The following is an 11,120-nucleotide window of genomic DNA, read 5'->3' as shown; positions in this document are numbered from 1 at the left end:
CAGCTTCTTTTAAAATAGCGACGATTTGATGTTCAGTCATTTTTTTCATAATTAAATCCCCTTTTACTTTTATCATAGATAATTTTCTACTTTTTTGCTGTACTATTTTAGGGGATAGTTACACAGCTACTTAATAGACATCCTTCGACAATAAGTCGAGAGATAAAAAGAAACTCAAAACCTAATCAAGCCTATCAAGCACATGATGCGGTAACCCTAGCTAGGAAAAGGCGAAAAAACAGCGGTAATGGTAAGCCAATAGAGTCTTCGGTATGGCGCCAAGTTGAAAAATACCTCATGCTTTATTACAGCCCAGAGCAGATTGCTGCACGTTTAAAGAAAGTCAGCGTCCAATCAATCTATAACTATCTTTATCAAAATAAAGCGCGCTATGAACAATTCAAACCTTATCTAAGACGAAAAGGCAAAGCCTATAGGCATTGTAAGGCACCGAGTATTAAAGAAGGAGACCGCCGATATAAACGGTCAATTAAACAACGTCCAAGTTATGTAGAAAGCCGGAAAACGCGAGGACATTGGGAGGGAGATACGATTATTAGCCGTAAAGACAAGCAAGCATTGGTGACATTAGTTGAACGCAAAACAGGGCTAGTATTAATTGGGCGCCTCAATCAACGTACCGCCTCCGAAACGAGAGATATGATAATAAAATTGCTAACGCCGTTTAAAAAAATGGTTAAAAGCATCACCTTTGATAATGGAACCGAATTTAATTATCATCATGCTATTGAGCATTATTTAAATACTACCGTATACTTTGCGGAGCCTTATAAAAGCTGGCAAAGGGGCACAAATGAAAACACCAATGGCTTAATACGTCAGTTTATACCAAAGTCAGCGGCCATTTCATTAGTTGACGACAAACAGATAAAGAAAATACAATATCTATTGAACACACGCCCAAGAAAACGGCATAAGTTTAAAAGCCCTGCCTCCTTTTATTCGAAGGAGTTAAGACAAATTGCACTTCATGGTGTAATCTAGGTTTTTTATTCAAAAAACATTCTCCAAAACACGCCACCAAAAGCTTAACTTTACTCACTTAACAGATCTTCACAAAATTTTAACAAAAAAACCAGCGCATTCTTAATCATTCAGTTATAATCTAAACTCCTTCGAAGCAAGGGAAAGCTCATTAGTTGAGTAGTTAATCACAAAAAAAACAAAAAAAACAAGTAATTACTTAAAGGAATAATCGAAATGCGTTATTATCTACGACATCTTGTATGCCAAACTTTCGCTATAAATTTTTTTCAATTTCATCATAGTCAGAAACAGACACAATTCTTATTTTTATCACCTAAGTCATTTTGCGTAGCGAAGCTGTGTTTATCGGCAGGACTGTCGTTGAGGTCTAGGTTTAAGCCTTTATCGTTATTATCAAGGTATTCATTGGTCTTTGCACCGTTGTTGTTATTGCCGTGTTCGTTTGATACACAAGCGTTATCGGCGCAAACCACAAAGGCAATTGCGGGCAGTGCGCCTTATTTAACGTTTGATGGAGGGCAGACAAAGGCAACCAATACAGACACCTTTCTGGCAATCGAGTTGCCAGATGGAAGACGTATTACGCAGTCAACTAACACATCAAGTTTTACAAATCCGATAAGGTTACCTAGTGGAAATTTCACCTTTAATGATATTCATATGGTAATACCGTCGGGTGCAACATCAACTAGTTTAAGTAGTCTAATCAGCCAAGGGAAATGGGGAGATGATGATGGCGACGGACAGGGAGTAGGGGGAGTAACGGCATCAGGGAGTATATCGTTAGCAATAAAGGATAGAAATGGCACTGCGGTTAATCGTAGTGACACATTAAGTCTATGTAACGCGCCTTATAAGGTCACTTTAGATAGTACAGGGGGCACTTTAGAGACGCGTTATGGTATGCCAAAGACAAGTCGGTTTTACGCAGGGGCGGCGAATTATTATATCACTTTGTCGTCACAGCCGGTTATTTGTTCGGTCAGGCCGAATCTAGACCGTGGCACAGGCAACTGGGCAGGCCCATCTAACATATGGCGTCCAACAAAGGGCTTTTTAGTTCAGTCAACAAACCCATCATCTTACGGTTTAAACTTTCCTACTACAGGTGCAAATGGCTTGTATTTTGATTTGGATATAGCGGGTATTGACGCAAGTCAGTTGCGTTGGACAGTTAATACAAGTGGTAATCTAAATGCAACGGTGGCTTGGAGGTTGCCAAACCAAGGTACAAACGAAGATGGATGGATTACGGATAAATCACAATATGTAACACGGGTAACATTAACAGGTCCTAAGGCTGATAGTAGTCAAATAAACTCAAGTAGTCCAAGTCCACTTACACGTCCATTTTTGCCACAGACCTTCGAGTTGGTCGGTAGGGATAAAAGTGGTAATGTGGTGAAGTATGGTTTTGTATTGCAGAAGTGGTTTGTCAATCGGGGGAATTATACGGATACTCCTTCAGGTCAAACTACATGGTGTAGTAGTTTGGGCTATCATCTGTCTAGGATAAGGGATTTAACCAATGCAAAATGTGGTGTACAGGCGAATGATAGGTTTCCATGTGTTGATGGGATAGATGGCGCCACGCCGTCGTCAGGTACTATGTATTACCAGCGTCATATAGGTGCAGGTTTTTTCACGGAGTGGGGCAACATGGGCAGGTACGCCGATGCGGGCTTCCTCCTTTTCACTGGCTACTGGACGAGTGATGCGATATACGACACTTATTTTGATGTCAACTCGAATAATGGTTACGTCTACAGATACCGCGGCGGCGAACATCCTGCTGTTTGTACTACTCCTTAGTTAGGGGGGGAGCGCTTATGGAGCAAATAGAGAGTAATATAACAAAGAAACAAGCCCTTGCGTAGTTTAGGCTTCCCATTAGCTTGCGCTTGTTGCGACTGAAAGAAATATAATTTCCTATATTAATAACAATGTGCACAAAAATAAGTACAGGGCTCTTTTAAAAATCCCTCAAGCGACGGATTGATTTCGATTAATGGATTAAGCTATCAAGTGGGATATTAAACAAATGATTAAATCTTTTAATCACTGACCGGGTTAATTTACGTTTGTCGTTTAATCTTTCATAAACTTGATTCGGTCATCCAATTGCTAGGGAAAGGCCTTTTACCGTTAGGTCTTGTTGTTCCATTCTAAATTTAATTGCTATCACGGCTGTGGGTGGCTCAATGTGGTAATTTTCATTTTCGTATTCTAACATCGTATCACAAACAAGCGATATGGCGCTTATATCAAAAAGAGCAGATAACCGTTATTGATTTGGCTAAATGTTTATGGTTAGTCGTCCGACCATTTATAAAGTGCTAAAGAAAGTCAGGTTGAAGCTATTTATTCCTTTAGCCAGTAAAAATGAACTGTAGGAAAACGCAGAGTTGTTTACACTTCATGGTTAAAATAATCTTCTAAAAACTCATAAGGCGTTTTCCCTGAAATCGCTTTATGTGGTTTAACGGTATTATAAAAATTAATAAAGCGTTTCAGTTTTTGTTTTCTATCTTTTGAATCGCTAAATATATGCTGATTATGCCACATCGCAATTCAAAGTTCGTATCACTCTTTCGGCTTTCCCATTCGTTTGTGGGCAGGCGGGTTTGGTAAATTTTTGATTGATATGATGGTTATGACACATTTTAACAAATTAGTATTCGTTGGTGCCTTGATATTCACGTCTATTATCGGGATAAATACATTCAATTATATAAGGATATTGGGCTAACACATCATTTTGTAAAAATAGTGCTTGGCTAAATTGGGATTTATCGGGGTAAATGTCTGCATAAAACTCACGTGAAAAATCATCAATACCGACAAATAAATATTCTCTAGTTTGCTGTTTCGTTTGATTTTTAAGTAAAGGTAAACGTTTGGTATCAACGTGTAGCATTTCTCCCGGATAGGTTTTGTTATAGCGTTTAGCTTGCCGTCTTAATTTATCTGCAATCGATTTTTCGACTTTAACCAGACGTTTAATTCCATAACGAATGGTTTTATAACGTTCATTCTTACTGGTTAAAGGCACAAAAAGCTTCAATCGGGCTTTTTTTAGTACATTATAAATGGTAGGCCGACTGACCATAAAGCGTTTTGCCAAATCAGTGACCGTTATTTTTTCTTTATGATATAAGCGCCATATCTCTTGTCTGTGATAAGGCGTTAGTTTTGTTTTTTTATGTATATTCATTACAGTAGTTTCTCAAATTACTGTAAATAACGCTGTAAATCCTACAGTTAAGCTATATTTCAAATATTTATTTTGTAACTTTTATGCTAAAAGTAAAAGATGATTTTCAATTTTTATCTGTACTATTTCAAGCAATTACGACATAATGTTACTATAATAACATTATCACCTTATATCTGTTATTAAAATAACATTTTACACCTAACAAATTCATTAAATTAGACATCAAAACTAAAAAAATTAAGGACATCACTATGAATTATGCAAAGTATATCGATCATACTTTACTTGCGATGAACGCAACAAAAGACCAAATAACTAAACTCTGTGAAGAAGCTAAACAATATCATTTTTATTCAGTTTGTGTTAATTCAGGCTATGTTCCTTTAGTGGCTAGTTTACTAAAAGGTAGCGATGTAAAAGTGTGTTCAGTAGTTGGCTTTCCTTTAGGTGCAATGCTAACTAGCGCTAAAGCCTTTGAAACCGAAATGACGGTTAAAGCAGGTGCGCAAGAAATCGATATGGTTATCAATGTGGGTTGGTTAAAAAGCAATGATTGGGATGCGGTTAAACAAGATATTGAGGCGGTATTTAACGCTTGTGGCGCTGTGCCATTAAAAGTGATTTTAGAAACTTGTTTATTAACTAAAGACGAAATTGCTAAAGTCTGTGAAATTTGTAAGCAAATCGGTGTTGCTTTTGTTAAAACCTCGACTGGGTTTAGTGTATCTGGCGCAACGGTTGAGGATGTTAAGTTGATGCGTGATACCGTTGGCAATGAGATGGGCGTTAAGGCATCGGGTGGTATTCGTGATCGTCAAACGGCTGAAAAAATGGTTCAAGCGGGGGCTTCGCGTTTAGGGGCTAGTGCTGGTATTGCGATTGTTTCTGGTAATGTAACTTCGACCAGTGATTATTAATCAATGATATCAATTAATAAGCTACTTATGTAGCTTGTTATTATTGATTTATGGGATCAGCATGGAAACACAATCACAAAAAAGAGTGAATGATCTTATTCAACTTTTAAAAAAAACAGATAAGATTCATTTAAAAGAAGCCGCTAAGTTGTTGGCTGTTTCAGAAATGACCATTCGCCGAGATTTGAGCAATGTTGGTTGTTCCCTAAGTGTTTTGGGTGGCTATGTTGTTAGTGATGCTCGTCATCAAATTACCCCGTATTTTTTGTCAGACCAACAAGATAAACAGGTTTATGAAAAACAATATATTGCCAATATAGCTAGTAAATACATTGTAGAAAACGATACCGTTTTTTTTGATTGTGGTACCTCTATTCCTTTTATTATTGATGCCATTGATGATGAAATAACTTTTACCGCTATCTGCTATTCATTAAACGCATTTTTAGCATTACAAAATAAATCTAATTGTAAGACAATTTTATGTGGTGGTCATTATCAGGCTAATAATGCGATTTTTAGCGCTATTGGACAGCATAGTGAATTAAATTCGATTTTCCCAAATAAAGCGTTTATTTCGGCCGCGGGGATTGATATTAAGCAAGGCGTAACGTGTTATCATTTTGATGAGCTTAATATGAAGCGTGCAGCAATACAACGTTCAGGTCAAGCTATGTTAATTGCGGATCATACTAAGTTTGATCAAGTTAGGCCAGCTTTTATTGGTGGGTTAACTTTGTTTAATCAAATTATTACAGATAAAGCGCCGAGTAATGAGTTTATTACTTTTTTTAATAACCATAAGATAACGTTAATTTATTAATATGAAAAATATCACAATTTTAGGTTCGACCGGCTCAATTGGTTGCAGTACGCTAGCGGTTATTCGTCAAAACCCACAGCGCTTTAAGGCTTATGCTTTAGTTGGTGCAAGTAATGTGACGAAAATGACCGAGCAATGCCAAGAGTTTAAGCCTAAATACGTTGCCATGGCAACCGCACAAGCCGCGACAGAGTTAAAAGCAAATCTTGCTAATTTAAAATTGGATATTGAAGTGTTAAGTGGTGAACAAGCCATTTGCGACTTAGCGCAGTTGCCCGAGGTCGATCAAGTGATGGCCGCAATCGTTGGAGCCGCAGGATTAAAACCAACCCTTGCTGCGATTAAAAAAGGTAAGCGTATTTTGTTGGCCAATAAAGAATCGCTAGTAACCTGTGGGCATTTATTTATGCAAGCGGTTAAAGAGTATGGCGCTGAGTTGTTGCCGGTAGATAGCGAACATAACGCTATTTTTCAAAGCTTACCAACGGCGGTACAGCATGATTTAGGTTTTGCTAACCTTGCTGAGCATGGTATTACTAAAATCGTGTTAACAGGATCTGGCGGACCATTTCGCGATTGGGATTTAGCTAAACTGGCACATGTCCCCCCCGAGCAAGCGGTGGCTCACCCTAATTGGTCGATGGGCAAAAAAATATCTGTCGATTCGGCAACGATGATGAATAAAGGCCTTGAATATATTGAAGCTCGTTGGTTATTTAATGCCAGTGCCGATGAAATGGAAATTATTATTCATCCGCAATCAATCATCCATTCCATGGTGCGTTATCAAGATGGTAGTGTGGTGGCTGAACTTGGTGTGCCTGATATGTGCACGCCAATTGCTTATGCCATGTCTTACCCCGATCGTGTGCTTTCAAGCGTACCACCTTTAGATTTTACGCAAATTTCGTCGTTAACATTTAAACAACCTGACTTTGACCGTTATCCATGTTTAAAATTGGCAATCGATGCCTTTAATCAAGGCCAAGCGGCTACCACGGCGCTCAATGCTGCCAATGAAGTTGCGGTTGAAGCATTTTTGCAACATAAAATTGGTTTTATGGATATTGCTAAAAATGTATCAAAAGTATTAGATCAATTGGCTTTCCCTGAGCCATCGATAATTGATGATGTTTTTATGATAGATCAATGGGCAAGATCACAATGCAGTCGGTGTTAAATGCTATTTGATTTTATAAACAGTAATTTAACTAAATAGTTGAGTTATTAAATAGTTAAATTACTGAGTAGTTAAGTTATTGAGTGGTAAAGGGCAGTCAATCATAATTATATTTTGAAACTATTGTGTTCAATCTTGCTGCCCTATTAGTAAGTTTTTACTATTTTTAGTATGCTATTTGTTTTGCTGTTAATGTTGGATTATCGCTAATAAATGATTGTAAAAATGTACTATCAGGTAGTGCAGTTAATGCGCCTTTTTTGGTTGTAGCTAAGGCTCCACAAGCACTGGCAATGGTCATCATGCTTTCTAACATCAGTTTATCATCAGGCATGCCTGATGATGCAATACTGCTGAGTAATCCTGCGACAAAAGCATCACCTGCACCGGTTGTATCAACACTATTTACATGGTACGAATCAAACGAAAATGTTTTGCCTTGCCATAATACAATGCTGCCATCTTTACCTTTGGTAATTAATTTTAATGATGCTTCATAGTGTTGTTGTAGTTTATTTAATGCTTCACTCCAATCATTGCTTTGAGTTAACCAAAATAGTTCTTCGTCTGATAGTTTGAGGATATCAGCATCATGACAAAATTGGGTAATGGTGGTGCGCATTTCGTCTTTATTGACCCACATCTGTTCGCGCAAGTTAACATCAAAGCTGATTAGGCCATTTTTAGCGGTAAGCTGTTCAATCGCAATTTTAAGTGTTTGACGGCAGGTGTGGCCAACTAGCGCCAAAGAGCAAAAGTGTAAAATATCTTGGTTAAAATTAGGAATTGCTTGCTGAGATAAAAATTGATCAGCTGAAGGTGAAACCAAAAAAGTAAAACTACGTTCACCGTTTTTTCCTAAATCAACAACCACAGTACTTGTTCGATGATGTTCATCTTTTTCAAGGCTTTGACAATCAACGTTATATTGGCGGAATGTGGTTTCCATAAAATCACCAAAAGGGTCATTACCAACACGACCAATAAACGCTGAAGGCAACCCTAATTTTGCAACACCAATTGCAACATTTGCAGGTGCGCCACCAGCACATGCTTTATAATTCATATCACCAAATGGCAATAAATCAATAACGGCATCCCCAAGGGACCAAACTTTAGTATTATTCATTTTTTAACTCGATTATAGTTAGTTACTGCGGTAATCTAGTATAGAGACAGATTACTTGAGTTTTTTGAAATATGTCATCTTTTTAGTAAAGTCATTAATAGTTAATCTGTTGTTGAATTTATAATAGTCATTTTTTAAAAGTCCGCCATAGACTAAATCATTTGACAAAAAATTCATTGTTAACGTTAAAAATATGTGACTATCATCACATATTTTATCGCTAATTTCATTAACAGTTAACGTTAACAATTAAATTAAGATACTATTAAATAAAGGTATCTAATATTGGATAAAAAAGGGGTTTTTATGTCTACTGCTATTGATAAAGCCAATCTAGCTGTTAAAAATTTAGAAAAAGTAATGAATAAACAATATTATCCACATTTTCATTTAGCTCCACCAGCTGGTTGGATGAATGATCCTAACGGTTTGATTTATTTTAAAGGTCAATATCATGCCTTTTATCAGCATCATCCTTATGATGAAAATTGGGGACCAATGCATTGGGGACATGCTGTTAGTGATGATTTAATCACATGGAGAAGGTTGCCAATAGCTATTGCTCCCGATCAAGAATTTGATAAGTCAGGCTGTTTTTCTGGATCGGCCGTAGATAATAATGGTGAGTTATGCTTAATTTATACTGGTCATATATGGTTGAGTGGCCAAGGTTATGATGAACAGATTCGACAAAGCCAATGTCTTGCAACTAGTAAAGATGGCATTCATTTTGAAAAGCAAGGCACAGTACTTATACCCCAAGACGGAGTAATGCACTTTCGCGATCCTAAAGTGTGGCAACAAGATGGTAAATGGTGGATGGTTGTTGGTCAAAGAACGCCAAATAATGTTGGTCAAGTTTTACTATTTAGATCTGATGATTTAAATGAATGGCAATTGGATCATGTTGTAGTGAGTGATATCGATCCTGATGTTTATATGCTTGAATGCCCTGATTTTTTTCCACTTGGTGATAAATGGGTTTTGATGTTTTCACCACAAGGGTTGAAAGCAAAAGGTTATCAGTATCGTAATCAATTCCAATCAGGCTATATAGTAGGTAATTGGCAACCTGGGCAGCAATTTTCAATAGTTAAACCCTTTCAAGAAATGGATTTTGGACACGATTTTTATGCACCGCAATCATTTCTTGCCGCTGATGGACGTCGTATTATTTTTGCTTGGATGGATATGTGGCAGTCAGCCATGCCAAGCAAAAAAGATAAATGGGCAGGCGCATTTACACTTCCTCGTGAACTGATTTTAGATCAAGATAATAAAGTCAGAAATCGCCCAATAAAGGAACTTGAAGCATTGCGCGAAAAGCCAAAATCATTTGATGAAATAATACTCAATAGTGAGCTTAAAAATACCAATATTGAGTCAATTTATTGTGAACTTTGTGTTGAATTTGATCTAAAAGAAAGTGATGCTGAGCGTTTTGGTTTGCAACTTGCTGCCACTGAAAATGGTAAACAAGCAACATTACTATATGTTGATTTACAATCTAATCGTATTGTTCTTGATCGTAGTTTATCTGGTCTTGAATTAACTGGTTATCGTAGCGTACCATTACCAGAGAGCCAAAAATTAACTTTACATGTGTATGTTGATGCTTCATCTGTAGAAGTATTTGTTAATGGTGATTTATATAGCCTTTCAAGCCGTATCTATCCAAAATTACCAGCAGAGCGAGTAGTTAATTTATTTGCTGAAAATGGTAGCGCCAGAATAACCAAAGTAGATAGCTGGCAGTTAAAATCTATTTATGCGTAATTGATGATTGAATTGATCGCCATTTGGCGGTCAATTTAAGTAAGCTATAATGAATTCCTTTCTAAATAAGGTGATGCTACCTGTATTATCTGTTTTTGGTTTTTGTTATTAATTATATGTAAAGCTGCTTGTTCTCCAATCTCATAATGAGGCAATTGCACTGTTGTCAGGGGGGGATAAAATAGTTCTCCAGTACCTACCATGTTATCGTAACCTAATACAGCCACATCAGAAGGAATATGAAGTCCTTGACCAAGTAAATATTGATAAGCAACAAAAGCTATTCGATCATTACCACAAATTAATACATCAAAATCGGGGTTTTTATTACAATGCTGTTTGAGTATATCAACCGTCATCATATATTCTTGAGCAAGATCATCTGATAAAGTTGAGGTATGGTAACTAGTAATCTTATTTAAATTGTAACCCGCATCTAACCACGCTTGCTCAACAGCTTTACGTCTAGTTTTCCCTGCTAATGTGGTTTCTGATAAATAAATGCATAATGGTTTTTTATAGCCTTTCTTTATTACCTGTTGCATGGCTTGATATTGACCCAAATAGTCATTTGGAATGTAGCAAGCTAGTTGTTTTGAATCACTTATACAGTTGGCTAATACAACATTTTTATCTAATAACTTTTCAGGAAGTTCAACTTTTCTTAATCCCATCGTGGTATAGATAATACCGTTAGGGCGATATGATAGCAGGGTGTTTATTGCATGATCGGGATCTTTATCATCAAATAAATTAACGATAAAGGTATTCCAACCATGATCTTGTGCAGTCTTTTCTATGGCTTGTAGTAATTCTACCGAAAATGGCGTCATTGCTGTTTCTAATGCCAAAACACCAATTGCTCTTGGTCCTGAATTATCACCACGAATCTTCCTTGCCGATAAGTCAGGTACGTAATTAAGGTGCTCAATAGCTTGTTTAACGCGTTTGTAAGTTTCTTTATTTAATTTTTCAGGGTTATTTATTGCGCGTGAAACCGTCATCAATGAAACAGATGCTAGCTTTGCAACATCCTTAAGTGAAGCCATAATTAAATCCTTTTGTTTAAC

General features: G+C 37.0%; 10 protein-coding genes. 6 read left to right on the top strand and 4 right to left on the bottom strand.

What is annotated here, in order from left to right:
* Positions 1 to 114: 114 nt before the first annotated feature.
* Both A9G44_RS03590 and A9G44_RS03585 read left to right on the top strand, forming a co-directional pair.
* On the top strand, positions 115 to 1,005 hold the full coding sequence (locus A9G44_RS03590; protein WP_143426298.1) for an IS30 family transposase: 891 nt from the start codon (positions 115 to 117) through the stop codon (positions 1,003 to 1,005).
* Positions 1,006 to 1,413: 408 nt separating this feature from the next.
* Complete coding sequence (locus tag A9G44_RS03585) at positions 1,414 to 2,820, top strand: hypothetical protein (RefSeq protein WP_143426297.1); 1,407 nt, start codon at positions 1,414 to 1,416, stop codon at positions 2,818 to 2,820.
* 597 nt (positions 2,821 to 3,417) lie between these two features.
* Here A9G44_RS03585 and A9G44_RS13965 read toward each other — a convergent pair.
* Together A9G44_RS13965 and A9G44_RS03580 are read right to left on the bottom strand one after the other, a co-directional pair.
* Positions 3,418 to 3,573 (bottom strand): integrase core domain-containing protein, encoded by a 156-nt coding sequence (locus tag A9G44_RS13965; protein ID WP_141672665.1) that lies wholly within the window; start codon positions 3,571 to 3,573, stop codon positions 3,418 to 3,420.
* A gap of 106 nt (positions 3,574 to 3,679) precedes the next feature.
* A complete protein-coding gene (locus A9G44_RS03580) occupies positions 3,680 to 4,222 on the bottom strand; it encodes an HTH domain-containing protein (RefSeq protein WP_218837518.1) in 543 nt (180 codons plus the stop codon).
* Between the two features lie 248 nt (positions 4,223 to 4,470).
* On the opposite strand from A9G44_RS03580, the gene deoC reads away from it, so the two are divergent.
* The 3 genes from deoC (at position 4,471) to ispC (ending at position 7,145) form a co-directional block, all read left to right on the top strand.
* Positions 4,471 to 5,142, top strand: coding sequence for a deoxyribose-phosphate aldolase (gene deoC / locus A9G44_RS03575; protein WP_065568913.1), 672 nt, complete (start codon positions 4,471 to 4,473; stop codon positions 5,140 to 5,142).
* 61 nt (positions 5,143 to 5,203) lie between these two features.
* Positions 5,204 to 5,965 (top strand): DNA-binding transcriptional repressor DeoR, encoded by a 762-nt coding sequence (gene deoR, locus A9G44_RS03570; protein WP_065609219.1) that lies wholly within the window; start codon positions 5,204 to 5,206, stop codon positions 5,963 to 5,965.
* A gap of 1 nt (position 5,966) precedes the next feature.
* Entirely contained in the window at positions 5,967 to 7,145 is a 1,179-nt protein-coding gene (ispC, locus tag A9G44_RS03565; protein WP_065609218.1) for a 1-deoxy-D-xylulose-5-phosphate reductoisomerase, read from the top strand.
* A gap of 166 nt (positions 7,146 to 7,311) precedes the next feature.
* On the opposite strand, the gene A9G44_RS03560 is transcribed toward ispC, so the two are convergent.
* Positions 7,312 to 8,274, bottom strand: coding sequence for an aminoimidazole riboside kinase (locus A9G44_RS03560; RefSeq protein WP_065609217.1), 963 nt, complete (start codon positions 8,272 to 8,274; stop codon positions 7,312 to 7,314).
* A 306-nt stretch (positions 8,275 to 8,580) separates the two neighbouring features.
* On the opposite strand from A9G44_RS03560, the gene A9G44_RS03555 reads away from it, so the two are divergent.
* Positions 8,581 to 10,050, top strand: coding sequence for a glycoside hydrolase family 32 protein (locus tag A9G44_RS03555; RefSeq protein ID WP_065609216.1), 1,470 nt, complete (start codon positions 8,581 to 8,583; stop codon positions 10,048 to 10,050).
* Between the two features lie 44 nt (positions 10,051 to 10,094).
* On the opposite strand, the gene A9G44_RS03550 is transcribed toward A9G44_RS03555, so the two are convergent.
* Entirely contained in the window at positions 10,095 to 11,099 is a 1,005-nt protein-coding gene (locus A9G44_RS03550) for a LacI family DNA-binding transcriptional regulator (protein WP_065575290.1), read from the bottom strand.
* Positions 11,100 to 11,120 lie beyond the last annotated feature (21 nt).

It is taken from the genome of Gilliamella sp. Occ4-3, assembly GCF_001690675.1.
Classification (GTDB): domain Bacteria; phylum Pseudomonadota; class Gammaproteobacteria; order Enterobacterales; family Orbaceae; genus Gilliamella; species Gilliamella bombi.
This window is presented reverse-complemented; position numbering and strand designations above follow the sequence as displayed.

Bases quoted from the DNA above. Each gene is read 5' to 3' on its own strand.
- A9G44_RS13965 (WP_141672665.1), bottom strand. From the start codon at position 3,573: ATGTGGCATAATCAGCATATATTTAGCGATTCAAAAGATAGAAAACAA.
- deoR (WP_065609219.1), top strand. From the start codon at position 5,204: ATGGAAACACAATCACAAAAAAGAGTGAATGATCTTATTCAACTTTTA.
- ispC (WP_065609218.1), top strand. From the start codon at position 5,967: ATGAAAAATATCACAATTTTAGGTTCGACCGGCTCAATTGGTTGCAGT.
- A9G44_RS03560 (WP_065609217.1), bottom strand. From the start codon at position 8,274: ATGAATAATACTAAAGTTTGGTCCCTTGGGGATGCCGTTATTGATTTA.
- A9G44_RS03550 (WP_065575290.1), bottom strand. From the start codon at position 11,099: ATGGCTTCACTTAAGGATGTTGCAAAGCTAGCATCTGTTTCATTGATG.
- A9G44_RS03555 (WP_065609216.1), top strand. From the start codon at position 8,581: ATGTCTACTGCTATTGATAAAGCCAATCTAGCTGTTAAAAATTTAGAA.
- A9G44_RS03580 (WP_218837518.1), bottom strand. From the start codon at position 4,222: ATGAATATACATAAAAAAACAAAACTAACGCCTTATCACAGACAAGAG.